At 51.2% G+C, this 26,411-nt stretch carries 23 protein-coding genes; 17 read left to right on the top strand and 6 right to left on the bottom strand.

Annotated features, from left to right (window positions below; translation table 11 throughout):
- Nucleotides 1-34: 34 nt before the first annotated feature.
- From ACTNCH_RS03820 to ACTNCH_RS03805, 4 genes are all read left to right on the top strand, one after another.
- A complete protein-coding gene (locus ACTNCH_RS03820) occupies nt 35-778 on the top strand; it encodes an N-acetylmuramoyl-L-alanine amidase (RefSeq protein ID WP_441014679.1) in 744 nt (247 codons plus the stop codon).
- Nucleotides 779-902: 124 nt separating this feature from the next.
- Entirely contained in the window at nt 903-1,337 is a 435-nt protein-coding gene (gene rpiB, locus ACTNCH_RS03815; protein WP_441014680.1) for a ribose 5-phosphate isomerase B, read from the top strand.
- A 30-nt stretch (nt 1,338-1,367) separates the two neighbouring features.
- Nucleotides 1,368-1,997 carry a uracil phosphoribosyltransferase gene (upp, locus tag ACTNCH_RS03810; RefSeq protein WP_441014681.1) on the top strand — a complete coding sequence of 210 codons (630 nt, stop codon included), beginning with the start codon at nt 1,368-1,370 and terminating at the stop codon, nt 1,995-1,997.
- Between the two features lie 186 nt (nt 1,998-2,183).
- Entirely contained in the window at nt 2,184-2,669 is a 486-nt protein-coding gene (locus ACTNCH_RS03805; protein ID WP_441014682.1) for a deoxycytidylate deaminase, read from the top strand.
- 93 nt (nt 2,670-2,762) lie between these two features.
- Here the strand turns inward: ACTNCH_RS03805 and ACTNCH_RS03800 are convergent, their stop codons facing one another.
- Both ACTNCH_RS03800 and ACTNCH_RS03795 read right to left on the bottom strand, forming a co-directional pair.
- A complete protein-coding gene (locus ACTNCH_RS03800; protein WP_441014683.1) occupies nt 2,763-3,242 on the bottom strand; it encodes a DUF402 domain-containing protein in 480 nt (159 codons plus the stop codon).
- Nucleotides 3,243-3,256: 14 nt separating this feature from the next.
- Nucleotides 3,257-4,180: an AraC family transcriptional regulator gene (locus ACTNCH_RS03795; protein ID WP_441014684.1), complete on the bottom strand. Its 924-nt coding sequence runs from the start codon at nt 4,178-4,180 to the stop codon at nt 3,257-3,259.
- 199 nt (nt 4,181-4,379) lie between these two features.
- Here ACTNCH_RS03795 and ACTNCH_RS03790 point away from each other — a divergent pair, with 199 nt between their 5' ends.
- The 5 genes from ACTNCH_RS03790 to ACTNCH_RS03770 all read left to right on the top strand — a co-directional run bounded on the left by ACTNCH_RS03790 (nt 4,380) and on the right by ACTNCH_RS03770 (nt 11,110).
- Nucleotides 4,380-6,182 (top strand): L-fucose isomerase, encoded by a 1,803-nt coding sequence (locus ACTNCH_RS03790; RefSeq protein WP_441014685.1) that lies wholly within the window; start codon nt 4,380-4,382, stop codon nt 6,180-6,182.
- A 151-nt stretch (nt 6,183-6,333) separates the two neighbouring features.
- Entirely contained in the window at nt 6,334-7,185 is an 852-nt protein-coding gene (gene gatY / locus ACTNCH_RS03785; RefSeq protein WP_441014686.1) for a tagatose-bisphosphate aldolase subunit GatY, read from the top strand.
- Nucleotides 7,182-8,906, top strand: a complete 1,725-nt coding sequence (locus ACTNCH_RS03780; protein ID WP_441014687.1) for a hypothetical protein — start codon at nt 7,182-7,184, stop codon at nt 8,904-8,906. Before gatY ends, ACTNCH_RS03780 begins: the two co-directional genes overlap by 4 nt.
- A gap of 21 nt (nt 8,907-8,927) precedes the next feature.
- Nucleotides 8,928-10,424, top strand: coding sequence for an ATP-binding protein (locus tag ACTNCH_RS03775; protein WP_441014688.1), 1,497 nt, complete (start codon nt 8,928-8,930; stop codon nt 10,422-10,424).
- Entirely contained in the window at nt 10,421-11,110 is a 690-nt protein-coding gene (locus ACTNCH_RS03770) for a response regulator transcription factor (RefSeq protein ID WP_441014689.1), read from the top strand. The genes ACTNCH_RS03775 and ACTNCH_RS03770 overlap by 4 nt, the downstream gene beginning before the upstream one ends.
- Nucleotides 11,111-11,192: 82 nt before the next feature.
- Here ACTNCH_RS03770 and ACTNCH_RS03765 read toward each other — a convergent pair whose 3' ends face one another.
- The 4 genes from ACTNCH_RS03765 to murC all read right to left on the bottom strand — a co-directional run bounded on the left by ACTNCH_RS03765 (nt 11,193) and on the right by murC (nt 16,169).
- Nucleotides 11,193-12,383 carry a ribose-phosphate pyrophosphokinase gene (locus tag ACTNCH_RS03765; protein ID WP_441014690.1) on the bottom strand — a complete coding sequence of 397 codons (1,191 nt, stop codon included), beginning with the start codon at nt 12,381-12,383 and terminating at the stop codon, nt 11,193-11,195.
- 19 nt (nt 12,384-12,402) lie between these two features.
- The gene (locus tag ACTNCH_RS03760) at nt 12,403-13,377 is read right to left on the bottom strand and encodes an ATP-binding protein (RefSeq protein WP_441014691.1); all 975 of its coding nucleotides are present in this window, start codon (nt 13,375-13,377) and stop codon (nt 12,403-12,405) included.
- A 14-nt stretch (nt 13,378-13,391) separates the two neighbouring features.
- Nucleotides 13,392-14,435: a DnaD domain protein gene (locus ACTNCH_RS03755; protein WP_441014692.1), complete on the bottom strand. Its 1,044-nt coding sequence runs from the start codon at nt 14,433-14,435 to the stop codon at nt 13,392-13,394.
- 354 nt (nt 14,436-14,789) lie between these two features.
- Nucleotides 14,790-16,169: a UDP-N-acetylmuramate--L-alanine ligase gene (murC, locus tag ACTNCH_RS03750; RefSeq protein WP_441014693.1), complete on the bottom strand. Its 1,380-nt coding sequence runs from the start codon at nt 16,167-16,169 to the stop codon at nt 14,790-14,792.
- Between the two features lie 335 nt (nt 16,170-16,504).
- Between murC and ACTNCH_RS03745 the strand changes: the two genes are divergently transcribed.
- The 8 genes from ACTNCH_RS03745 (at nt 16,505) to ACTNCH_RS03710 (ending at nt 26,375) form a co-directional block, all read left to right on the top strand.
- On the top strand, nt 16,505-17,776 hold the full coding sequence (locus ACTNCH_RS03745; protein WP_441014694.1) for a glucose-1-phosphate adenylyltransferase: 1,272 nt from the start codon (nt 16,505-16,507) through the stop codon (nt 17,774-17,776).
- Nucleotides 17,776-18,894, top strand: coding sequence for a glucose-1-phosphate adenylyltransferase subunit GlgD (gene glgD, locus ACTNCH_RS03740; RefSeq protein WP_441014695.1), 1,119 nt, complete (start codon nt 17,776-17,778; stop codon nt 18,892-18,894). Before ACTNCH_RS03745 ends, glgD begins: the two co-directional genes overlap by 1 nt.
- A 71-nt stretch (nt 18,895-18,965) precedes the next feature.
- Entirely contained in the window at nt 18,966-19,241 is a 276-nt protein-coding gene (gene spoVG / locus ACTNCH_RS03735; RefSeq protein WP_158362572.1) for a septation regulator SpoVG, read from the top strand.
- Between the two features lie 380 nt (nt 19,242-19,621).
- Entirely contained in the window at nt 19,622-20,200 is a 579-nt protein-coding gene (gene pth, locus ACTNCH_RS03730) for an aminoacyl-tRNA hydrolase (protein WP_441014696.1), read from the top strand.
- A 34-nt stretch (nt 20,201-20,234) separates the two neighbouring features.
- Nucleotides 20,235-23,588: a transcription-repair coupling factor gene (gene mfd / locus ACTNCH_RS03725; protein ID WP_441014697.1), complete on the top strand. Its 3,354-nt coding sequence runs from the start codon at nt 20,235-20,237 to the stop codon at nt 23,586-23,588.
- Nucleotides 23,585-24,631, top strand: coding sequence for a peptidylprolyl isomerase (locus tag ACTNCH_RS03720; protein WP_441014698.1), 1,047 nt, complete (start codon nt 23,585-23,587; stop codon nt 24,629-24,631). The genes mfd and ACTNCH_RS03720 overlap by 4 nt, the downstream gene beginning before the upstream one ends.
- Nucleotides 24,632-24,766: 135 nt before the next feature.
- Nucleotides 24,767-25,828 carry a hypothetical protein gene (locus ACTNCH_RS03715; protein ID WP_441014699.1) on the top strand — a complete coding sequence of 354 codons (1,062 nt, stop codon included), beginning with the start codon at nt 24,767-24,769 and terminating at the stop codon, nt 25,826-25,828.
- 7 nt (nt 25,829-25,835) lie between these two features.
- Nucleotides 25,836-26,375 (top strand): DUF3877 family protein, encoded by a 540-nt coding sequence (locus tag ACTNCH_RS03710; protein WP_441014700.1) that lies wholly within the window; start codon nt 25,836-25,838, stop codon nt 26,373-26,375.
- The last annotated feature ends 36 nt before the right edge of the window (nt 26,376-26,411 follow it).

Genomic DNA, 26,411 nt, shown 5'->3' with positions numbered 1-26,411 from the left:
ATATTCTAAAAACAGAATGTATGGCGGATTTTTCATGGATTTTTTTCGAAAAAAGCTCCGGGAGCTGTTTGCCGGAAAGGAGCATGGGACAGGGCTTGTGATGGCGGGCGTGCTGCTGGTCGCTGCGATAATATGCGGGCGAAGCGTTGGTATGTGGGAGGCGGCGTCCGGACGGGCGGCAGGAGTGCAGACCCGGCTGGTGATCATCGATGCAGGCCATGGAGGAGACGACCCCGGGAAAATCGGGGTGGACGGGACGGAGGAGAAGGATTTGAACCTGAAAATGGCCCTTTCCCTGCGGGAAATGCTGGAGCAGCAGGATGTGGAGGTACGGATGACCAGAGAGGACGCAGGCGGCCTGTACGATGAGCATACCTCCAATAAAAAGGTGCAGGATATGCGGCGGCGCTGCGAGCTGATTAACCGGGAAAAGCCGGCCTGTGTGGTGAGCATTCATCAGAACAGCTATCACGGGGAGGAGATTCACGGCGCCCAGGTATTCTATTACAAGACCTCAAAGGAGAGTGAGAGGCTGGCCCAAATCCTGCAAAAGGAGCTGATCCGGGTAGCGGATCCTTCCAATCACCGACAGGCGAAAGCCAACGATACCTACTATCTGCTGAAGAAGACAGAGGCGCCTACCGTCATTGTGGAATGTGGGTTCTTAAGCAACTGGGAGGAGTGTGGGAAGCTTCAGGACGAGGAATATCAGAGAAAACTGATGTGGGCGGTTCAGCTGGGAATTTTGAAATATCTGAACGAAAATAGGTTTACATAATATAGAACGAATACGGACAACAATTCATTGCCATTCCTGACAAAAGGTGATATAATTTATTCAGAACTGCGGGCTGACAGAGATAGCAGCCTGCTAAATGAAAAAATCATAGGAGGACAGACAAATGATAGCATTAGGCTGTGATCATGGCGGATATGAACTGATGCAGGAAGTGATTGCGTATCTGGATAAAAACGGTCTGGAATACAAAAACTTCGGTTGCGATAATGCGAAAGACGCAGTGGATTATCCGGATTACGCGAAAATGGTGGCAGAGTCCATCCTGAGTGGAGAGTGTGAAAAGGGAATTCTGATTTGTGGAACCGGAATCGGAATCTCTATTACCGCGAACCGTTATAAGGGAATCCGTGCGGCATTGTGTACCGACTGCTTCAGCGCGGAGGCTACAAGATTGCACAATGACGCCAATATTCTGGCTATGGGCGGCCGCGTGGTAGGGCCGGGGCTGGCGGTTAAGATTGTGGATACTTTCCTGAATACGCCGTTTTCCGGAGCAGAGCGTCACGCCAGAAGAATTGCAAAGATTGAGCACGAATAAAAATTATTATAAAAAAGGGAGACGAAAGAAATGTCAAAAGTAGTAGTTATGGATCACCCGCTGATAGCGCATAAAATCGGTATTATCCGCAGAAAGGAAACCGGTACCAGAGAATTCCGTGACATGATCAGTGAGATCGGTTCTCTTATCACCTATGAGGCAACCAAGGATCTGAAGCTTCAGGATGTGGAGGTGGATACTCCTATCTGTACAACCACAGTAAAAGAACTGGCAGGAAAGAAGCTGGCAGTAATTCCGATTCTCCGGGCAGGCCTGGGTATGGTAGAAGGCGTTCTGACCATGATTCCGTCCGCAAAGATAGGCCATATCGGACTGTACAGAAATGAAGAGACTCTGGAGCCGGTAGAGTATTACTGCAAGATTCCGAAGGACTGTGATGAGAGAGACGTATTTGTGGTAGACCCGATGCTGGCTACTGGCGGTTCTGCTATTGCAGCTATCCAGATGCTGAAGAACCGTGGCGTAAAGAATATGCGTTTCCTGTGCATCATTGCCGCTCCGGAAGGCGTAAAGAAGCTGCAGGAGGCGCATCCGGACGTAGATATCTATATCGGAGCCCTGGATGAACATCTGAATGAGAACGGTTACATTGTTCCGGGTCTGGGAGACGCCGGAGATAGAATTTTCGGAACCAAGTAAATTGCCGCTCACTTAGTTCACGGCAATTCACTTGGCTGTGCACAGAACTTATGCCTGTCAGCATAAGTTCGCGCGTGAAAAACTCGGGATTTTGACATGTATATGTCAAAACCCTCGCGGAATAGTGAAATGTGAGGGTTGTTATAAAAATACTATAATATATTTTATAGTATGGGAGGTAAAGGCATGGGAGAGAAACGGCAGGATTATATCAGCTGGGATGAGTATTTTATGGGCGTAGCGTTGCTTTCGGGAATGCGTTCCAAGGATCCTAATACCCAGGTGGGCGCGTGTATCGTCAGCCAGGACAATAAGATTCTGTCCATGGGCTATAACGGCTTTCCCAAGGGCTGTGATGACGATGAATTTCCCTGGGGAAGAGCCGGGGAAAGCAATGAGACCAAGTATCCCTTTGTGACCCATGCGGAATTGAACGCGATTCTCAATTACCGGGGCGGAAGCCTGGAGGGCGCCAAGATCTACGTGGCGCTGTTCCCCTGCAACGAGTGCGCCAAGGCCATCATTCAGGCGGGCCTGAAGACGGTAGTCTATGCCTGCGACAAATATGCGGATACACCGGCTACGCTGGCGTCCAAGCGGATGTTCCGTTCCGCAGGCGTGGAGCTGGTGCCCTATCATCATACAGGGCGGCAGATTATGTTGGAAGTGTAAGAAAGCAGAGATAAAATAAAAAGTGTCAATATGTGAAATGAGGATAATAAAAACTTCTTTTTCGCATATTGACACTTTTTTCTTGTAAAAATTTCAGTCCTCCGGCCAGTATTTCTCCAGTACCGGAAGCAGGGATCCATCGTAAATCAGCCGAAGCAAAGCGTCCAGCTTCCGAAGGGAATCCAGAAGCTGCTCTGTAGTAATCAGCTTTTTCTCGACGGCCTCGGCCAGTTCGTCCAGATCCACCACCTTGATCAGGCCGGAAGGATAAATCAGTACGTCTGCCAGCAGATCCGTGAAGGTGAAGGTATCGGTAATGTTGTCGTATTCCGTGGCAATGATATCGCAGTACCAGCAGATCAGATTGCCCTGGTGGTCCAGAAAACGGCTGACCTTCCAGCCTTCTTTCAAAAGAAAACAGGAAGCGCCGTGATGCAGCTCTTTTTTCGGCTTGATGGTGGTCCATCGGGTGACCAGCAGCCGGTCGCTTTGATGGACGATTACATCTTTCTCCAGACGAAGGGTTTCCAGAGGAATCAGACGTTTACGAATCAGAGTGGGGTGTTCTGCCATAGTGGGACCTCCTTTTACGGATGATTTTTCACAAGGGTTAAGGAATCATTTTTCACATATTCCTTTTCCCCTGAACGACGGTTATAGTAGGTTCTTTTATATACATTTGGATCAGCCAGCAGCAGAAACTCGGAAGGGGTGCAGCCGGTGATATCCTTGAAAACCCGGTTGAAGGTGCGGATGTTATTGAAACCGCAGGACAGGGCGATGTCGGTAATCTTGTTTTCAGTGTTCCGAAGCTGTGACGCCGCCTGCTCCACACGAACCAGATTCAGATAGGTCACAAAATTGATACCCATGAGTTTCTTGAATGTCTTGGAAAAATGACTGTTGCTGAAATTCATCCGGGAAGCGGCGTATTCCAGAGTGATGTTGTCTGCATAGTGTGTGTCCATGTAGGAAAGCAACTCCTGCAATTCCCCCAGAGTACGGGAACGACGGTCGTCCGGCAGCTGCCCCGGCTCATTCCGGGGATGATAGCGTTTCAGCAGTGCCCAGAAGGTCTGGAGGGAAGAACTGACCACTTCCTGATAGAAGGGCTGCTTCTGTTCCAATTCGCGGGAAACCGTGTCGATGAGCGCGCGCAGACGTTCTGACAGCCCGCAGGCCTCCAACTCATCCCGGGTGACCAGAGGGTGCGTAAAGCCGGGATTCTGAAAAATCGGTCCCAGAATTGAGGTGTCAAAAATGATGAAATCCAGAGAATTGTCCATGCCGTGGGAATTGCTGTAATGAATCATGCCGCTCTCACAGATGGCCAGATCCCCGGCCCGGGCCAGAAAGGTCTGATCGGTAATGCTTAGGGAACAGGAACCGGAGCGAACATAGATCAGCTCGATTTCCTTATGCCAGTGAGCCAGAAATCCGATATTGTCATACCGGGAGTGCCAGACCATATAGTCAGAGTCGTAATTTCGTACCTCATGGAAAGCTTTCATAATAAATAATCTCCTGCCACGTGAATTGTCGGTCGAATGTGATAAAAGAAGTTTCTTTTATATAGAAGAAGTATAACAATTAGCACAAAAAATGTCCATATCATAACAGAAAATTACGTGCATTTTTTTATAAAGTGTTATATAATGTGATTATCAGAAACGTGAAAATCTATTTTACAAAAAATGGAGGGTTAAAAAAGTGGCAAAAAGCAGATTAATTGGGGATTATCCGGTAATTGGTATCCGTCCTACCATCGACGGAAGAAGAGGAACTCTTGATGTAAGAGGATCTCTGGAAGAGCAGACCATGAACATGGCAAAAGCAGCAGCAAAGCTGTTTGAGGAAAATATCCGTTATTCCAACGGCGAGCCGGTAAAGGTTGTGATCGCAGACACCACCATCGGACGTGTAGGTGAGGCGGCAGCATGCGCAGACAAGTTCCGCAAGGCAGGCGTAGATATTACCCTGACTGTTACTCCCTGCTGGTGCTACGGTTCCGAGACCATGGATACCGATCCGCTGACCATCAAGGGCGTATGGGGATTGAATGCTACCGAGAGACCGGGTGCTGTATACCTGGCTTCCGTACTGGCTACCCATGCACAGAAGGGACTTCCGGCATTCGGTATCTACGGACATGACGTTCAGGATGCTGATGATGAGACCATCCCGGAGGACGTAAAGGCAAAGCTGATCCGCTTCGGCCGCGCGGCAGTTGCAGCAGCTACCATGAGAGGAAAATCCTATCTGCAGATTGGTTCCGTTACCATGGGTATCGGCGGATCCATCATCAGCCCGGAATTCATCGAGGAATACCTGGGAATGCGTGTGGAGTCTGTAGATGAGGTTGAAATTATCCGTCGTATGACAGAGGGTATCTATGACCACGAAGAGTTTGAGAAGGCTCTGAAGTGGGCAAAAGAGACCTGTACCATCGGCTTTGACAAGAACCCGCCCGAGCTTCAGATGAGCGAGGAGCAGAAGGAAGAGCAGTTTGAGTTCGTAGTGAAGATGGCAGTGATCATCAAAGAGCTGATGAACGGCTGCGATAACCTGGATCCGAAGTTCTCCGAGGAAGCTATCGGACACAACGCTCTGGCAGCAGGCTTCCAGGGACAGAGACAGTGGACAGACTTCTATCCCAACGGTGACTTTGCAGAGGCAATGCTGAACACCTCCTTCGACTGGGAAGGCGCAAGAGAGCCGTACATCCTGGCTACCGAGAACGACGTACTGAACGGACTGGGCATGATGTTCATGAAGCTTCTGACCGGCCGTGCTCAGATGTTCGCAGATGTTCGTACCTATTGGAGCGGAGACGCAGTAAAGAGAGTTACCGGCTATGATCTGGAAGGCAAGGCAAAAGAGGCTGACGGCTTTATCCATCTGATCAACTCCGGCGCATGCTGTCTGGACGCCTGCGGCGAAGTAAAGGATGAGAACGGCAACGGCACCATGAAGCAGTGGTGGGACGTAACCGAAGAGGATCAGAAGAAGATTATGGAAGCAACCACCTGGAACGCAGCTGACAACGGCTACTTCCGTGGCGGCGGATTCTCCTCCCGTTTCCTGACCAGAGCTGAGATGCCGGCTACCATGATTCGTCTGAACCTGGTAAAGGGACTTGGACCGGTTCTGCAGATTGCAGAGGGCTGGACCATCAACCTGCCGGATGATGTATCCGATACTCTGTGGAAGAGAACAGACTATACATGGCCCTGCACATGGTTCGCACCGCGCTGCACAGGCGAGGGCGCATTCAAGACCGCTTACGATATGATGAACAACTGGGGCGCAAACCATGGCGCTATCAGCTACGGCCATATCGGAGCAGACCTGATTACCCTTTGCTCTATCTTAAGAATCCCGGTATGCATGCACAACGTTCCGGAGGAGGAGATCTTCCGTCCGGCAGCATGGAATGCATTCGGTATGGACAAAGAGGGACAGGATTTCCGCGCATGCAAGGCATACGGACCGCTGTACAAGACCATCCGTTAATCCGATTAAAAAATGTTGTTTCAGGAGGCACGGCGCAAAAGCGCTGTGCCTCTTTTGAGTCTACAGGAAACGCGGAAATGATTGCACTTTTTTGGAATACGGGGTATGATATAGGATATAAAAAAGAAAATCATCACGAGGAGGAACGATCATGTCATTTGTTACATCAGAAAAGATGCTTTTAGACGCACAGAAGGGCGGCTACGCAGTAGGCGCTTTCAATGTGGAGAATATGGAAATGGTAATGGCGGTTATCGCTGCAGCAGAGGAGCTTCGGGCGCCGCTGATGATGCAGACCACGCCGTCCACCATCAAGTATGCGGGACTGGATATGTATCTGGCAAATGTAAAGGCGGCAGCGGAGCGGGCAAGCGTTCCGGTGTGTCTGCATCTGGATCACGGCGACAGCTTTGACCTGGCTATGCGCGCCCTGCGGACAGGCTATACATCCATCATGATTGACGGTTCCCACAATGTGTTTGAAGAAAATATCGCGATAACAAAGGCTGTGGCAGATGCCTGCAGACCTTCCGGAATTCCGGTGGAGGCTGAGCTGGGCAAGGTCGGCGGAAAAGAGGACGATCTGGACGGAGGTACCGGAAATGGCTACACGGATCCGTTGGAGGCAAAGGAATTCGTGGAGCGCACCGGTGTGAATTCCCTGGCGGTAGCCATCGGAACTGCCCACGGCGTATACAAGGGAGTACCAAAGCTGGATCTGGACCGTCTGGCAGAGATCCGGAAGGTCGTAGATATTCCGCTGGTACTGCACGGCGCAAGCGGACTTTCCGAGGAGGCTGTGGTAGAGAGCATTAAGCGCGGTATCTGCAAGGTAAACTTCGCGACTGAGCTTCGTATCGCTTATACCGACGGCGTAAAGGAATTCCTGGCAGCCAATCCGGATGCCTTTGATCCGAAGAAATACGGTAAGGTAGCGATGGAGCATGTAAAAGAGATTGTAGAAACACGCATGAAGATGTGCGGCTGCGCAGGTAAGGCATGATTCGGGCCGCACAGACAGACCGCAGGCGTCAGCACCTGATTTTTATAGGTCTGTTTCTTCTGCTACAGGTTATTTTTATCATAAGGAGCTTCTGGGGCTTTAATACAGCCGATGAAATGTATTTCATCGGCTGTTCTGAGCGGATTTTCCGGGGCGAGAAGGTTCTCATTGACGAATGGAATCCGACCCAGCAGCTCTGTTCCTTTCTGCTGCATCCCATCTACAGCCTGATCCGGACGGGGCTGGGCTCCACGGAAGGAATCGTTATGGCAAGCCGGTTTCTGTATCTGGCGTATGCGGGCGTGCTGACTCTGTTTTTTTATCTGCGGTTTCAGAGAAGAGGGTACGCGTCCTTTGGCCCGGCGCTGCTGTTCGGAATTTTCGCGCCCTTCAGTATCTGCGCCATGTCCTACAATTCCATTGAGTTTGGGGTTCTGCCGGTTCTGCTGGCGGTGCTTTCGGCAGATATGGAGCATTCGGTGCCGGAATATATCCTGTGCGGAATTCTGATGGCGGTGGTCGTGCTGGCCAATCCTTTCGCGGTGCTGATGTACGCAGGCTACGGACTGCTTTGCCTGATTGTCACGGTGCGGGCCGGAAGGCGCGGGACGAAACCGGAAGGCGCGCTGCAGTTTCAGAGCTTCCTCTGGATGACTCTGGGAGCAGGAATGATCCTGGTGCTGTTCCTTGCCTTTGTATTTCAGCGCGGAACCCTGGCAGAGGTGCTGGCCAATGTGCCGCATATCGTAGGAGACTCAGAGCACCAGGAGGGATATCTCTATAAGACCGGACGATATTTTTACCTGTGCTTTAAGAATTACCGCTGGATGTTCGTGGGGCTGGCCTTCTTATATGGGGCGACCTGGCTGGATAAAAAACGCTGTGAGCATGCTTGGCTCTATATGCTTCTGGCCACCCTTTGCGTGGTACCCTATCTGATTTACTATGGCTTTGTGTTTGAGCATATTACCGTGAATTATCAGATGCTGCCCCTGGCCTTCTGGTGTCTGGAGGCTTATCTGGTGACGGAGCATCAGGAAAAACGGCTGTTTTACGGCTGGTATCTTCCGGCTATGCTATTTACCATGATTGTACAGTATGCCACCAATACGGGGATCGTAACCCTGAGCGTAGCCTACGGGATGTGCTCCTGCGTGGGACTGATTTTTGTGGCGGACTGGGTGAAGGAGGAACGGCAGAGACAGCGAGGGCGTTACCGGGCGGTGATTCTGTGTGTGGCCTGCGTGGTGCTGGTGCAGTTTGCGGGAACCTTCTGGCTTCGGATGACCTACGACTGGGGCGACGAGCGGAGCTGGGATTTGACGGCGCAGATGAAGCGGGGACCCCTGAAGGGTGTATACACGACGCCGGAGACGGCAGAGTGGTATGGGAAAGTCCTGGCGGAGCTGGACGAGCTTAAGCTGACAGCAGAGGATGAGCTGATGGTGGTAGGCGTGGCTCCGTGGATCTATCTCTACACGGACGCAGGCTGCGGCAATTATTCCACCTGGCAGGTCCATGAGGGAAGTACCCAGCTCCACGATTATTACGCGCTGCACCCGGATAAATTCCCGGACGTGGTCTATATGGCGCACTGGGCGGAAGAGTTTCTGGCCTGTGATCTGGCAAAGCTGTTTACGGACAAGGATTACACCGTTGTGTATCGGGGAACCGGAACTGTGCTGATGTCCCCGGAGCGGGCGGCTGTTTTTGAAAATTAGGCGACAAAAAGAGGAATTCCCATGAAATTGAAGACGAAACTTCTGATTACTTTTCTGATATTGATTCTGGCGCCGATTATGTTTACTTCACTGGCTTTTTTCGGCATCAGCCGTTACCAGATGAGCGCGGTGAAGAGGCTCTATGGTATAGAGAATACCAGCTATGAGACCCTGTCCAATACGCCGGCCATGCTGAGCCGGATTACCAGAGACGCCTATGCGGGAATGAAGGCCAAGGCGGGAACCGATCCGGACGCCTTTCTGGATGCGGAATATCTGGATTCTCTGAATCTGGATCTGGAAGCGCGATATTCCTTTCTCGTGGTAAGAAAGGCAGATACGTATATTTTTGTGGGAAATGATAACGACTTCGATCAGGAGGAGCTGCTGGACAGCCTTCCGGATTACCGGACCCGTAATTCGGATCAGGATGTGGGGACTTATATCGGCGGGAATCTGCAGGCTTTGGTGAAGCAGTTGGATTTCTCCTTCAGCGACGGAACCCGGGGAACGGCCTTTATCGTGACCTCTATCGGCAGCATGATTCCGGAGGTGGAATCTATGGTGGTAGACAGCGTCCTGGTGCTGGTTATCATTCTGGTTTTCACCAGCCTGATTCTGACGGCCTGGATCTATAAGAGCATTGTAACGCCCATCCACCATCTGCAGGTGGCTACTAAGAAGATTACGGATGGAAATCTGGATTTTGAAATGCCGGCCGGAGGCGATGACGAGATTGGCGAGCTCTGTACGGATTTTGAGGAAATGCGGCGTCGGTTGAAGGAGTCTTCTGAGGAAAAGCTGGAATCGGAACGGCAGAATAAGGAGCTGATCAGCAATATTTCCCATGATCTGAAGACGCCGATTACGGCTGTGAAGGGCTACGTGGAGGGAATCATGGACGGCGTGGCGGATACGCCGGAGAAGCAGGAGAAGTATATTCGTACCATTTACAATAAGGCCAATGATATGGAGCGGCTGATTAACGAGCTGACCTTCTATTCCAAGATCGACACAAACCGCATTCCCTACACCTTCGACCACATCAATGTGAACGCCTACTTCGCGGACTGCGTGGAGGAGCTTTCCCTGGAACTGGAGGAGCAGAATATTGAACTGGCTTACTTCAATTATGTGGACGAGAATGTGCAGGTCATCGCGGACGCGGAGCAGATTAAGCGGGTCATCAACAATATTGTCAGCAATTCGATTAAATACATCGACAAGCCCAAGGGCTATATCAACATCCGCGTGAAGGACGTGGGCGATTTTATCCAGGTAGAGATTGAGGATAACGGTAAGGGCATTGCCACCAAGGATTTGCCGCTGATTTTCAACCGCTTTTACCGGACCGACGCGTCCCGCAATTCCTCCAAGGGAGGAAGCGGTATCGGCCTGTCCATCGTAAAGAAGATTATCGAGGATCACGGCGGCAAAGTGTGGGCTACAAGCAAGGAACATACAGGAACAGTCATGTACTTTGTTCTTAGAAAATATCAGGAGGTACCGGCAACATGAGTAAAATTTTGATTGTAGAGGACGAAGAGGCCATTGCGGATCTGGAGAAGGATTATCTGGAGCTGAGCGGCTTTGAGGTTGAAATCGCGTCGGACGGCACTCTCGGTCTTAAGAAAGCGCTGGAGGAGGAATTCCAGCTGGTGATTCTGGATCTGATGCTGCCGGGCGTGGACGGCTTTGAAATCTGCCGTCAGATTCGGGAAGTAAAAAATATTCCGATTATTATGGTCTCTGCCAAGAAGGACGACATCGACAAGATCCGGGGTCTGGGTCTGGGTGCGGACGATTACATGACCAAGCCCTTCAGTCCCAGCGAGCTGGTGGCCCGGGTAAAGGCCCACCTGAACCGTTATGAGCGCCTGGTGAGCAGCAATGTAAAGGAGAACAGCATTATCGAGATTCGCGGCATCAAGATTGACAAAACGGCCCGCCGTGTCTGGGTCAACGGGGAAGAAAAGAACTTCACTTCCCGGGAATTCGATCTGCTGACCTTCCTGGCGGAGAATCCGAACCACGTATTTACCAAGGAAGAACTGTTCCGGAAAATCTGGGATATGGATTCCGTGGGAGATATTGCGACGGTGACGGTGCATATTAAGAAGATTCGTGAGAAGATAGAAGTGAATTCCGCGAAGCCCCAGTATATTGAGACGATATGGGGCGTTGGTTACCGGTTTAAAGTATAGGGGTGTGTGCCCCATATCGTCCTGCTCCGCAGGAAAAACGCCGCATGATTTGTAAAAATCATGCGGCGTTTTTTGTATTATCTTATCGCTCCAGCTCACCCTTCCGGTAACGTGCTAGCAGCGCCTGGATTCTGTCGTAGGGATCCAGCAGATCACTGATAGAAACGTCGTGGTTCAGGGTGTCGATGAGCAACGCAATGTATTTACTCATATCACAGTTTACATAATACGGACGGCTTAAGAGCTCCGGAGTCTGATATACCAGGTTAGTGGAGAACAGCTTGGTCAGCAGGCCTTCCTCATGTGCCTTGTCAAATTCGGCAAGACCGTTGGTGAACAGAGCAAAGGTACAGAAGACGAAGATACGGTTGGCACCGCGCTTTTTCAGCTCTCTCATAACCTCGATCATGCTCTCACCGGAGGAAATCATATCATCCACGATGATCATGTCCTTACCCTGGATGTCGGAACCCAGGAACTCATGGGCTACGATGGGGTTACGGCCATTTACCACATGGGTGTAATCACGGCGCTTATAGAACATACCCATATCCAGACCGAGAACGTTGGCCAGATAGACAGCGCGGGACATACCGCCCTCATCCGGGCTGATAACCTGCATATGATCGCTGTCGATGGTCAGTCCCGGAGTGCTGTTCAAGAGTCCCTTGACAAGCTGATAAGCCGGGGTTACGGTCTCAAAGCCGTGAAGGGGGATAGCGTTCTGTACACGGGGATCGTGTGCCTCGAAGGTAATGATGTTCTCGACACCCATGGCAACCAGCTCCTGCAGGGCCAGCGCGCAGTCCAGAGACTCACGGGAGCTACGCTTATGCTGGCGGCTCTCGTAGAGGAAAGGCATAATGACCGTGATACGGCGGGCTTTTCCGCCGATGGCAGCGATGACACGCTTCAGATCCTGAAAATGGTCATCCGGGGACATATGGTTGGTATAATGATGCAGGTTGTAGGTCAGGCTGTAGTTGCACACGTCTACCATCAGATACAGGTCATTTCCACGGACAGAAGCCTTGATAGAACCTTTGCCCTCGCCGGAACCGAAACGGGGCGTGTTGGCTTGAATAAGGTAGGAGTCCCGCTCATATCCTGTGAACGCAATGTTGGACTTGTGCTCCAGATCATTGCTGTGACGCCAGTCTACCAGGTAGTCGTTGACCTTTTTGCCAAGCTCCTCACAGCTCTTTAAGGGGATCAGACCCAGAGATCCGACAGGAATAGTTTCAAGAACACGCTGGCTGCGCTGCAATAACATAATAGTTACCTCCGTAAATTTATAAATTGGTATTATATAATTTTTTCTTAATACGAATATCGCTTCCGGGTAATTGCCGGATGGTATAGCTGCTGATGATACGCGACAGAGTACGCTCCGAATAAACGCTCCGCAGGGCTTCCATATCCAGGTTGGAGGAAATCAGCGTGGACTTCTTCCGGAGGATCCGCTCATTGATGCAGAGGAAGAACTGGGATACGGTAAAGGAGTTGGGTAACTCTGTTCCCAGATCGTCGATGATCAGCAGATCACAGTCAAAAAGATAAGGATAAGTCTGCGAGTAATCCGAGGCGTTCCGGTCCGCTCCGAAGGCTGCCTTGGACAGCAGATCAAAAAGCTGAAAGGCAGTCAGGTAGACTACGGAATGACAGCGATCCATCAGTTCCTTTGCGATACAGTTGGACAGAAAGGTCTTGCCGGTACCGACAGCACCCAGAAGGAGCAGGTTCTGAAACTGCGTATCAAATTGCTCAATAAAAAGCCGGGCTTCCGCTACGGTGCGCCGCATGGATTCCCTGTCATCGCCATCATACCAGTTATAAGAGAATGTGTCAAAGTTTTCCTGCTTTAAAATTTCATTTAAATTAGACTGATGATATAAAAGGTTGATCTCAGCCTGGAGAAAGCAGTGACATTTCTCTGTGCCGATGTAACCGGTATCCCTACAATCCGGGCAGACGTAAACGGGCTTCAGGGATTCCGGAGTCAGTCCGTGCGCGGAAAGAAGGTCGGTACGCTGTGCCTGAAGGGCCTTTAGACGGCTTTTGAGGGATGTCTGGCCTGCCGGGTTCTCCTCTATGGCAGAACGCACCAGAGCGGCCTGACAGGCTGTAATATCGGCCTCCAGAGCGGAAAGCTCAGGGACATCCCTCTGAATCTGCTCCATGCGCTCCTCGTACTCCTGACGGCTTCTGGCCTGCCGGGCCGCGTACATGCGCATGATGGAATCGTATTGGGTATTCATAAGAGACATAAGGCGTCCTCCGGTTATTGGTTAATGAGCTGCTTTTCCAGCTCCTTAAAATCATAATCCCGTTCCTGAAAATTGTGGAAACGGTTGGGTGCGGCTGCTTTCCTGGGCGCAGCTGCCGTTTCGGGCTGGGCCTTCCGGACATTCCGGTTCTGGTCAGAAAGCTGTACCTCCTCCAGGGTTTTTATGCCCTGCTTCTGCCAGGAGGACAGAATCTTATCCGTGTAGGGAAAGCTGGGCTGGTGAATAGCGGCCATGGTGCGGCTGCAGGCCTCCTGAATCAGCTCCAGGGAAAATCCATAGTCCTTCATCCATTTATCCATGCAGGCAATCTCTGCCTCCACGGGATGACGTCCGGTGACGCCGAAGGCCTTCAGAATCTTAAAATAAGCCCGGTTGTAAATGGTGGTCTGCTCTTTGGCCTGAGTAACGGTGGTGCAGCCGGCCTGATGCCAGGCTCTTGCCGTAGCTTCTATGTAGTGAATACTTTTGTGTCCGCCGGATACGGAATATTCCACCAGATATTCAATCAGGGCAGGACTAAAGCCGAAGATATCGTGAAGATCGAGAAGCTTACTGACCTCCGTGGAGCTTAAGGGCTTGCCCAGATACTGCTCACAGATAAACAGAAGCTGCTGCGCTTCCTCCGGCGTCAGCGGTTCCTTTGGAAGACTTTGGGAGGCAGGCTCCGTGGCAGTCTCGGGAGCAGTCCGGACAGGCTGCCCGGACTGCTCGGAAGCTTCACGGTTGTCGGAAGGATTTTCCGGGTCAGTTACAATCTGGATTCCGGTCAGATTCCGGGCATTGTCATACTGAAGCTTCAGAAGGTTCATGCGTTCCCAGTAATTCAGGGCCCGCCTCACGTCGCTTTCCGTATGTTCGAATTTATTGGCAATGAGCTCGATGGACAGTTCCCGGGTGTCTGCTTTCAGACAGCGCAGAAGATAGAGATAAATCTTCACATATTCGCCGTTGGCCTCCGGCATATAGTTGTCCAGAAAGAGATTCGGAACCAAGGTGTGGCCCCGGTCGCCGTCTCCGCATAATACAAATCCGCTCATAGCAATCCCTCTTTTAGATATCGCGAAAAATCCGCGAAAAACCGGTTTTGCCGGTATTTTTTACACCCTTGTATTGTAGCATAGAATCCCCAAAAAGAGAACAGGCTTTTTTGACAGGGGCTTTTGCGGCATGTGTATAATTAAAAATGTGGATAATGTGGATAACTTTGTGGAAAAAAATTATTTGCAACCGGAGACAGAAGCCAAAAAAGCCCGAAATGCCTGTAAAAACGGCATAAATGGGTGATTTACATAAAAAATAAAGGGATTCTTATGTCAACAGATTTTCCACAAAAAAATCCACATGCTTTTCTGTGGAAAATCCAGGGAAAGCATGTGGATAATGTGGATAACTTATTTGCGAATCAGGTTTTCGCCGATATCTGTCACGTTTCCGGCTCCCATAGTTATACACAGGTCGCCGGGGATACATTTTTCCAATAAAAATTTTTCGATTTCCTCAAAGGAAGGGAAATAGTAAGCGTCGGCTCCAAGTTGCCGGGCGCGTTCAGCCAGGTCTTTGGAGCTGATGCCCAGGGTGTCGGTTTCCCGGGCCGCGTAGATATCTGCCAGTACCACATGGTCTGCCAGGGTCAGCGCTTCGGCAAACTGATCGAAGAAGGCCTTGGTCCGGGTGTACGTATGGGGCTGGAATACGCACCAGATGTCTCTGTGGGGATAATGTCGGGCCGACTGAAGGGTCGCCTGAATCTCCGTTGGATGGTGGGCGTAGTCGTCAATGATGGTGAAGCCGTTGACCTCTCCTTTATACTGGAAGCGGCGGTCGGTGCCGGAGAAGTTCATCAGGCCCTTTTGAATCGTCTCTGCAGGGATACCCAGGGAATCCGCAAGGGCAATGGAAGCCAGCGCGTTCAGCACGTTGTGCTCACCCGGCACATTCAGGTGATAGATGCTTCCTGCTTCGCCATGCTTCGTAACCCGGAAGGTCGGGTGGGCGAATTCATCATAGGTTACCTCATCCGCATAGTAATCCGCATCCGGCGCGGAGCCGAAGGTAACGACACGGCAGGCCAGACCCTCGGTGATTTCCCGGTAATTGTCAATATCGTGATTGATAATCAGCAGACCGGATTCGGGCAGAAGTCCCGCAAACCGGTGGAAGGAATGACGGATGTCAGCCAGATCCTTGAAGAAATCCAGATGGTCTTCTTCTATATTTAATATGATTCCAATCGTTGGGAAAAAATGTAGAAAACTGTTGGTGTACTCACAGGCTTCCGTCAGGAAGGTCCCGGAATTTCCCACGCGGATATTTCCGCGGATAGCAGGCAGAATACCGCCTACGGAGATGGTGGGATCTGTGCCCGCGGCCAGCAGGATGGTGGAAATCATGGAAGTAGTCGTGGTCTTGCCGTGGGTTCCGGATACGGCGATGGCTTCCTTATAGTTGCGCATGAGCTGTCCCAGAAGCTCTGCCCGGGAAAGCATAGGGAGCCCGCGTTCCTTTGCTGCGGCAAATTCCGGATTGTCCGGATGGATAGCTGCCGTGTATACAACAACCTGGCAGTCCGCGGGAATGTTGGAAGCCTTCTGCCCGATAGAAACTTTGGCGCCCAGTTTTTCCAGGTGCTCTGTGAGCTCAGAAGCGTGGCTGTCGGAGCCGGACACAGAGAAGCCCTCCTTCAGCAGAATTTCAGCCAGGCCGCTCATGCTGATGCCGCCGATGCCGATGAAATGAATGGGAACCGGATTATGAAAATGAAGCTGATACATAGAATACACATCCTTATTTTATGGTTTTTATCTCATTTTTACAGCAATAGTATAGCATTAGCGGGGAAAGTTGGCAAGGTTGGCTTGTGGTGTGGGAAAAATAAACAAGAAATTAACCGGATTTTAATATATTATAGATAATATGTTAAAAATGCGATAAAAAATCTGTCGCAAAATGTTTAAAATAAAATCAAATTTTCCCAATTTCATGTTCACTATTTACAAATACTATGTTATAATATGTAAGAAACCAGTGACAGAACGGGAGGTTAAAGCTGGCGCTGATTGAACAATGAAATAGGACATAAGGAAAAACTTGGGCAAGAGGTGATTAGGTGATTAAGAAAGAAATGATAGCCATGCTGTTGGCTGGCGGTCAGGGAAGCCGTCTTGGGGTTTTAACCGCAAAGGTCGCAAAACCCGCTGTATCTTTCGGTGGAAAGTACAGAATTATTGATTTCCCATTGAGCAACTGCATCAATTCAGGTGTGGATACGGTCGGTGTACTGACTCAGTATCAGCCGTTGCGTCTGAACACCCATATCGGAATTGGAATGCCGTGGGATCTGGATCGCAACGTGGGCGGCGTAACTGTACTCCCGCCGTATGAAAAGAGTACAAACAGTGAATGGTATACCGGAACGGCGAACGCCATTTATCAGAATCTGGATTACATTGATACCTACAATCCGGATTATGTTCTGATTCTTTCCGGCGACCACATCTATAAGATGGATTACGAAGTAATGTTGGATTTCCATAAGGAGAATAATGCCGATGTAACGATTGCCGTTATGCCGGTTCCCATGGAAGAAGCCAGCCGTTTCGGCATCATGATCACCGATGACAATAGCCAGATTACAGAGTTTGAAGAGAAACCCGAGCATCCCAGAAGCAACCTGGCGTCCATGGGTATCTATATCTTCAGCTGGCCGATTTTGCGCAACGCGCTGATTCAGCTTTCCAGCCAGCCCAACTGTGACTTTGGAAAGCACATCATTCCGTACTGCCATGAGAACGGCAACCGTCTGTTTGCCTTCGAGTTCAATGGCTACTGGAAGGATGTAGGAACTCTCGGATCCTATTGGGAGGCCAATATGGAGCTGATCGATATCATTCCGGAGTTCAATCTTTATGAAGAATTCTGGAAGATCTATACCAAGAGCGACGCAGTGCCGCCTCAGTATATCTCCGCGGATTCCAAGATTGAGAAGTGCCTGATTACAGGCGCGGCAGAGATATACGGAGATGTATACAATTCCGTCATTGGCGCCGGTGTTACCATTGGAAAGGGCACGGTAGTCCGTGATTCCATTATCATGAAGAATACCACCATCGGAGAAAACTGTACCATCGACAAGGCGATTATCGCGGAAGAGGTAGAGGTATCCGACGGTGTAGTGATGGGAATCGGAGAGGAAGTCCCGAATAAGGTACAGCCGAAGATCTATTCCTTCGGACTAGTGACGGTCGGCGAGAATTCCTACATACCGCCCAATGTAAAGATTGGAAAGAATACCGCGATTTCCGGAGATACTACGCCGGATGATTACGATGAAGGCGTACTGGCAAGCGGAGAGTCATTGATAAAGGCAGGTGAGAGGTAATGAGAGCAATAGGAATTGTACTGGCAGGCGGCAATAATCACAGAATGAGAGAGTTATCCAACAAGCGTGCGGTAGCGGCTATGCCCGTGGCAGGAAGCTACAGAAGTATCGACTTTGCGCTCAGCAACATGTCCAACTCTCATATCCAGAGGGTAGCGGTATTGACACAGTATAACGCGCGCTCTCTGAACGAGCACCTGAATTCATCCAAGTGGTGGGATTTCGGAAGAAAGCAGGGAGGCCTGTATATCTTTACACCGACGATTACGGCGGAGAATAGCTCCTGGTATCGCGGAACCGCGGATTCCATCTATCAGAATCTGGACTGGTTGAAGAAGAGCCATGAACCGTATGTAGTGATCGCGTCCGGCGACGCAGTCTACAAGATGGATTACAATAAGGTACTGGAGTACCATATTGAGAAAAAGGCTGATATTACCGTAGTCTGCAAGGACATGCCGGCCGGTATCGACGTATCCCGTTTTGGCGTCCTGAAAACCGATGAAGAAGGACGGATTATCGAATTCGAGGAGAAGCCGGTAGAGACAAAGGAAAGCACCATTTCCTGCGGTATCTATGTCATCCGTAGAAGACAGCTGATTGAGCTGATCGAGAAATGCGCCCAGGAGGATCGCTACGATTTCGTGCGCGATATCCTGATCCGTTACAAGAACCTGAAGAGAATGTTTGCGTACCGTACCACGGATTACTGGAGCAATATCGCTTCCGTAGAGTCCTACTATGAGACAAACATGGATTTCCTGAAGCCGGAGGTCCGCAAGTATTTCTTTAAGACCTATCCGGACGTATATTCCAAGGTACTGGATCTTCCGCCTGCAAAATATAATCCGGGCGCAGATGTGAAAAACTCACTGGTATCCAGCGGCTGTATCATCAACGGAACCGTAGAGAATTCTATCTTATTCAAAAAAGTATTCGTGGGGAATAATTGTGTGATCAAAAACTCCATTATCCTCAATGAAGCGTATATCGGCGACAACACTTACATAGAGAACTGCATCGTGGAAAGTCGTGATACAATTCGTGCCAACTCCCGTTATGTCGGTGAGCCTGGAGTTAAGGTAGTCGTCGAGAAAAACGAGCGTTACGTGCTGTAACGACTGACGGCCCATAAGAAAGAACAAAAATGATAAACTGGCCGGGAGGTCAGAGGAAAGGGGCAGGAAGTATGCAGATTACAGATGTACGCGTACGGAAAGTGTCAAAAGAAGGTAAGATGAAGGCTGTGGTGTCAATCACCATTGATGATGAATTTGTAGTTCATGATATCAAAGTGATTGAGGGCGAAAAGGGATTGTTTATCGCGATGCCCAGCAGAAAAGCATCCGACGGAGAATACCGGGATATCGCACATCCCATCAACTCCGGAACCAGAGATCACATTCAGACGATCATTCTGGATAAATACGAGGCAGCTTTGGTAGAGGCAGAAGAAGAGGCCTGACCAGAGAATCGCTTTATAGCATGAGAGAAAAGAGGCGTCGTCCGGAAGGGCGGCGCCTTTTTAGAGTTCCTTCGGGGGATTGCACTGCGGCGGAACCCCTTGCCAATCCCGGGAAACTCTTGTATTATATGAAAAGACCCTATCGATTGATACACCCAGGCGGTGAATTGTGACCAATGGCCGCAGTGACCGCCCAGGTGTTCCAGATAATCAGAGCTACAGACTTCGGAAAATCAGGGTGTCCGGCTTTTCACGGATGGTGTGCGTCCGGGACGGACAGACTTGTCCGAACCGGGCGTACAGCGTCCGTGAAACGTCCGAACACACGATTTCCGAAGGCAGTAGCTCGTTCATCTATACGTTAAAAAGGAGAACACCCCATGTATATCATCGCCGGCCTTGGCAACCCCACCCAGCAATACGAACACACCCGTCACAACATCGGCTTCGACACCATCACCTATCTGGCCGATCGCCATCATATCCCTATGAACACTAAAAAATTCCAGGCTATCTGTGGGACAGGCGTCATCGAAGGACAGAAGGTTCTTCTGATGAAGCCCCAGACCTACATGAATCTGAGCGGCAACAGCATTGGAGAAGCCGTCAATTTCTATAAACTGGATCCGGCCACCGAGGTCATCATTATCTACGATGACATTGCCCTGGAGCCCGGTTATATCCGTGTCCGCAAGAAAGGCAGCGCCGGCGGACACAATGGAATCAAGGACATCATCGCACACCTGGGAACCCAGGAATTCCAGCGTATCCGCGTGGGCGTGGGAGAAAAACCCAAGGAATACGATCTGGCAGCCTACGTTCTGGGTCATTTCACAGCGGAAGACCGGAAAAAGGTAGAGGAAGCCATCGCCCAGGCGGCAGACGCTGCGGAGCTGATGGTGCAGGAGCGGGTTGACGAAGCTATGAACCTGTATAATAAGAAAAAACGCGAAGCATAGATATAAAGTAGCAGGAGAAAAACAGAGGTGCAGCATGAAAGCATTTATCAAACCCTTTCAGCAGCTCAGCGCATATGAAGAGATCGCCGGAAAACTGAAAAAAAACAAAGGCATTCTCTGGCTCTCAGGCTGCGTAGATTCCCAGAAGGTCCACGCAGCCTGCGCCCTGTGGCAGGGGACTAAGCAGAGACTGATTATCACCTACAGCGAGCAGAAGGCAAAGGAAATCTACGAGGATTGTCGGTACTTCGACCGGAAGGCCGTACTCTATCAGGCAAAGGATTTCCTCTTTTTTCATGCGGATATGCAGGGAAATCTTCTGGTACAGCAGCGGATCCGTGCCCTGCAGGCTCTGCTGACCCAGGAGGAGGTGACGGTCATCACCACCTTCGACGGACTGATGGATCGCCTGCGTCCTCTGGAAAAGGCAGAGGCTTCGATCCTGTGTATCGGCCGGGAAAGCGTCGTGCAGATAGACGCTCTGGCAGAAAAGCTGGCCAGACTGGGCTATGAGCGGGTCATTCAGGTGGAAGCACCGGGACAGTTCGCGGTCCGGGGCGGTATCGTGGACATCTTTGCCCTGACCGAGGAGGCTCCCTGGCGCGTGGAGTTCTGGGACGACGAGGTAGATTCCATTCGAAGCTTCGATGTAGAAAGCCAGCGTTCCATGGAAAATCTGGAAGAAATTGTAATTTATCCGGCGGCAGAACCGATCCCTGACGAGAAAGAGGAGGCGGTGAGCTTTCTGGATTATTTTGATCCGGCAAAATCCCTGATTTTCCTGGATGAGCCCACCCGGATTCTGGAAAAGGGACGTACTGTTGAAAAGGAATTTGAGGAGAGTATGGCCAACCGGGCGGCCAAAGGCGAAGCCATGCCGGAGGAGGCCTGCCTTCTGTACGGAAGCGACGAGATTGTGGCCCGTCTGAACCGCAGAAGCTGCGTAGCCTTAAGCCTGCTGGAGCAGAAAGCGCCGGAGTGGGAGATCGCGGGCCGTTATCAGATTGACGCCCGCTCCATCAACCCCTACAACAGCAGCTTTCCCACCCTGGTAAAGGATCTGAAGCGCTGGAAAAAGGAAAAGTACGCGGTGATCCTTATGTGCGCTTCCGGCACAAGGGCAAGGCGGCTGGCGGCGGATCTGCAGGACGAGGAGCTGAACAGCTTTTACAGCGAGGATCCGGAGCGGGTGGTAAATCCCTCCGAAATCATGGTGGTACACGGCAATCTCCACCGGGGCTACGAGTATCCCATGCTTCGCTTTGCCGTACTGTCGGAGACGGATATTTTCGGCAGGGAAAAGAAAAAGCGGAAGAAACAGAAAACCTACGAAGGGCAGAAGATTCAGAACTTCTCGGATCTGAAGCCCGGGGATTATGTGGTTCACGAAAATCATGGCCTGGGAATCTACCGGGGAATTGAAAAGGTAGAAGTCGATAAGGTCATGAAGGACTATATCAAAATCGAATACGCCAAGGGCGGCAATCTGTACATTCTGGCTACCCAGCTGGAAATGATCCAGAAATACGCCGGATCGGACGCCAAAAAGCCGAAGCTGAACCGTCTGGGCGGCAGCGAATGGAGCCGGACCAAATCGAAGGTCCGGGGAGCCGTACAGGAGGTGGCGCGGGATCTGGTGCTGCTCTATGCGGCCCGTCAGGAGAAGAAGGGCTTCGTCTACGGCCCGGATACGGTCTGGCAGACCGAATTTGAGGAGCTGTTTCCCTTTGAAGAGACCGAGGATCAGCAGTTGGCCATCGAAGCGACCAAGCGGGATATGGAAAGCACCAAAATCATGGATCGGCTGATTTGCGGCGATGTGGGATATGGCAAGACGGAGATCGCGATCCGGGCGGCCTTTAAGGCTGTGCAGGAAAATAAGCAGGTGGTCTATCTGGTGCCCACGACCATTCTGGCCCAGCAGCATTACAATACCTTTGTCCAGAGAATGAAGGATTTCCCGGTGCGGATCGATCTGCTTTCCCGTTTCCGGACTCCGGGCGAGATAAAAAAGTCTCTTACGGATTTAAAAAAAGGACTGGTGGACATCGTCATCGGAACCCACAGAGTTCTGTCCTCCGATGTGGAATTTAAGGATCTGGGGCTTCTGATCATCGATGAGGAGCAGCGCTTCGGCGTGGCACACAAGGAAAAGATCAAGAAGCTGAAGGAAAATGTGGACGTCCTGACCCTGACGGCAACGCCGATTCCCCGAACACTTCACATGAGCCTTATCGGGATCCGTGACATGAGCGTGCTGGAGGAAGCGCCGCAGGATCGTCTGCCGATCCAGACCTATGTGATGGAATATGACGGAGAGATGGTCCGGGCTGCCATCAGCCGGGAGCTGGCCCGGGGCGGTCAGGTGTATTATGTATACAATCGTGTCAACAATATTGCGGAGGTGGCGGCACAGGTGGCGGAGCTGGTTCCGGAGGCGACGGTGGCCTTTGCCCATGGACAGATGCGGGAACATGAGCTGGAGCGCATTATGTTCGACTTCATCAACGGGGAAATCGATGTGCTGGTGTCTACCACCATCATTGAAACCGGCCTGGATATTTCCAACGCCAATACCATGATCATTCACGACGCGGATAATCTGGGACTGTCCCAGCTCTATCAGCTCCGGGGCCGGGTGGGTCGTTCCAACCGGACCTCTTACGCCTTCCTCATGTACAAGCGGGATAAGATGCTCAAAGAGGTGGCGGAAAAGCGTCTGGGCGCGATTAAGGAATTTACCGAGCTGGGAAGCGGCTTTAAGATCGCTATGCGGGATCTGGAGATCCGCGGCGCCGGAAATCTCCTGGGTGAACAGCAGCACGGCCATATGGAGGCCGTGGGTTACGATCTGTATTGCAAAATGCTGAACGAAGCCGTGAAGCGGGAAAAGGGGCTGGACGTGGAAGAGGACGAATTCCAGACCACCGTGGATATGGATATCGACGCCTATATTCCGGCAACCTATATCCGCAGCGAAAGCCAGAAGCTGGATATCTATAAGCGGATCGCCGGAATCGAGACTTTCGAGGAAAGCGAGGATATGCAGGATGAGCTGCTGGATCGCTTTGGCGATTTGCCGAAGGCGGTTCAGAATCTTCTTGCGGTAGCCTGTCTGAAAATCAGGGCCCACAGCGTTTATGTTAAAGAGATTGTGGAAAAATCAGATGAGATCCGGCTGATCCTGTATGAGAAGGCGAAACTGAATCCGGCTGCGTTCCCGGAATTTCTGGCCCGTTATGAGGGCCGGATGAAATTCACCCGGGGCGAAAAGCCGGCGCTGTATTATCGCAGACAGAAGAACAGCCGGGGAGAGGAAGCGGATCCCCTGAAGCTGGCGGAGAGTATCCTCGACAACATGCAGGATTTGCTGGAGGATCGTACATGAGAAAAAACGGAAAAAAGCTGGGAATTCTGGTGATAATAGCATTGCTTTTACTGGCAGGCTGTAGAAAGAAGGAGACCGCTCTTCCCAGGGCGCTGGAGCAGGAGAGTGGAACGCCCCTTGCTACTCTGGGAGAGGATACCATCTATCTGGAGGAAGCCCGGTTTTATACCCGGATGCTGCAGGAACAGTGGGAATATGCCTATTATGAGAGCTTTGGGGAAACCATGTGGCAGCAGGAGGCAGGCGACGATAGCGGACAGACCCTGGAGGAGCTTCTGAAGGACAGCGTGATGGATACGGTGACGGAGCTGCATCTTTTATGTGCCCATGCCGCAGAGTATGGCGTCAGCCTCACAGACGAGGAACAGGAAACCATCGCCCGCAGGGCGCAGAGCTTCATGGAACAAAATACGAAAGAGGTGCTGGAGGCTGCCGGGGCAGACCGGGAAAGCGTGGAGCGTTATCTGGCCCGGAACGAGCTGGCCGGAAAAGTTGCAGAGGCCATTTTGAACGCTTATGAGCCGGAGATTCCCCGGGAGGAGGCGGAAGTCGGAAAGCTGACCTACGCGCTTTTTTCCAATACCGGCCTATATGATATCGAGGGCAATTACACGCCGTTTACGGAAGCAGAGCTGACCGGGATTCAGAAGCAGGCAGAGGACTTTGCCACGCTGGCGGCAGAGCTTGGGGATATCTCTGCCGCCGGGGAACAGTTTCCCCACACGGTCATTGATGTGTACTTCAATGGGGAAACCGACGGTGGAGCCCACCCGGATGTGGCGCAGAAGGCCAGGGAGCTTCCTGTGGGCGGCGTGTCCGCGGTGATAACCACGGAGGAGGGCTGGTATGTGGTGCAGCACGTGTCGGAGCTTGATGAGGACGCTACCGGGGATCGGCTGGAGGAACTGCAGGACCAGGCAAAACAGGAGCATCTGGAAAAGCTGGAGGAGACCTGGGCGAAAGAAACACCTCTGGTGACAGATGAAAAAGTGTGGGATACGGTACAGGTAGACGGGCTGCTTACCGGGGTGGCCGGAGCATAGTTGTGAAAACCCCGTGAAATCTGTCCGGAAAATCAAGAAAAACTTGCCCACAGCGGGAAAAAAGTCTATAATAAATCCAGATGATTTCAGAATACTCCGCTTTTGGCAGAAGCGGGCAGGAAAGGATTTAGAAAAATGATGAAAAAAGGAATTGCGGTTCTGGCAGCAGGACTGATGCTTGCAGGAACACTGACAGGATGCGGAAAGGGCAACACCCTGGACGGCACACAGACCGTGGCCGTGATGGACGAGACAACCAACGTGCCTCTGGGAGAGGTCAGTCTGTTGCTTCGGTATCAGCAGGCACAGATGGAGTCCTATTACGGATCCATGCTGGGCATGACCAATGTATACGGACAGGATCTGTCCGGTACCGGAACGATTTACGGAGAGACTGCAAAGCAGAGCCTGATGGAGCAGTTCAACCAGATGTATGTGCTGGAGGCAGAGGCGGCAGATTATGGCGTGGAGCTGACAGATGAGGAGAAGACAGCTATTTCTGACGCGGCAGCGAAATTTATGAAAGAGAATTCCGCAGAGGTGCAGAAGATCCTGGGCGTAGACGAAGCTGTGGTAGAGCATGTGCTGACGCTGATGACCATTCAGGAGAAGATGTACGCGCCTCTGACTACAGATGTGGATACGGTGGTTTCGGATGAGGAAGCAGCCCAGAAGCACATTGCTTATGTCTATGTATCCACTGCAGGTACCGAGCAGGATGAAGACGGCAATACCATCGACCTGACAGAGGAAGAGAAAGCAGCGAAGAAACAGGAGCTTCAGGATATTCTGGACGCGGCGAAGGAGAGCGGAGATCTGAAGGCGGCCGTGGAGGCAGCCAATGAAAACCGTGATGAGAATTCCCAGCTGACTGCAAGCGAGGCTACCTATGGGGCAGACAGCACCACACCGGCAGAGGAGGTACGCACCGCGGCAGACGCCCTGAAAGACGGCGAACTGGCGTCCATGATTGAGACAGACAGCGGATATTACGCAGTGCAGATGATCAGCACTTTCGATCAGGAGGCTACGGACAGCAAGAAGGAATCTATCGTAACGGAGCGCAAGAACACCCTGTATCAGGAGAAGTGCGCGGAGCTTGAGGAAAAGCATTCCTTTGAGACAAAGGACGACATCCTGGCCCAGCTGACCTTTGACCGGATTTACAAGGTAAACAGCGGAAGTACGGAGGAATAATCACATTATGGGAAAAGAGAGACTGGAACAGAATCTCATTGACCAGATGAAAGAGGCCCAGCTGAAGCTGGGATTTGAAGAGGAGACCATGAGGCTTTATTACCCCGTGGCCTCCTTGAATCTTTTACTGGGAACAGCCTGTGAAAGGCCGGCAGAAATGGTGAAGCAGCTGAAGCAGTTATTTGCGGAGGGGACAAGCGTGCTGGGGACCCTGGGTTTCCGGGTCAGCGCCGGAAGAATTGAGATCAGTGTGCCGCCGGATGGAGCCAGGTATGTGCATGAGCATATGGGAGACGTAGCCTTTTTGAAGGCCATCATTGATTTATTCAGCAATCCCCATGACAAGAGCGTGGAGGACGTGAAACAGGTCTTTGGCCGGTTTGGGACTTATGTGTGTGGACAGATGCCGGAGGGAACGGATTTTGACCAGGTGCTGTATTTTCAGGATCCATCTGTGGACGAATATTATTACTGTGTGAAGCAGGAGATGGGTCATCTTATCTATCATCGTTTCCTGAAGGAGGATTACCAGAAATTGCTGGAATAAATTAAGAAAAAATTAAGTCAGAGCAGTTGAAAACAG

The sequence above is a fragment of the Candidatus Merdisoma sp. HCP28S3_D10 genome, from assembly GCF_052065835.1.
Classification (GTDB): Bacteria; Bacillota; Clostridia; order Lachnospirales; family Lachnospiraceae; genus Laedolimicola.
This window is presented reverse-complemented; position numbering and strand designations above follow the sequence as displayed.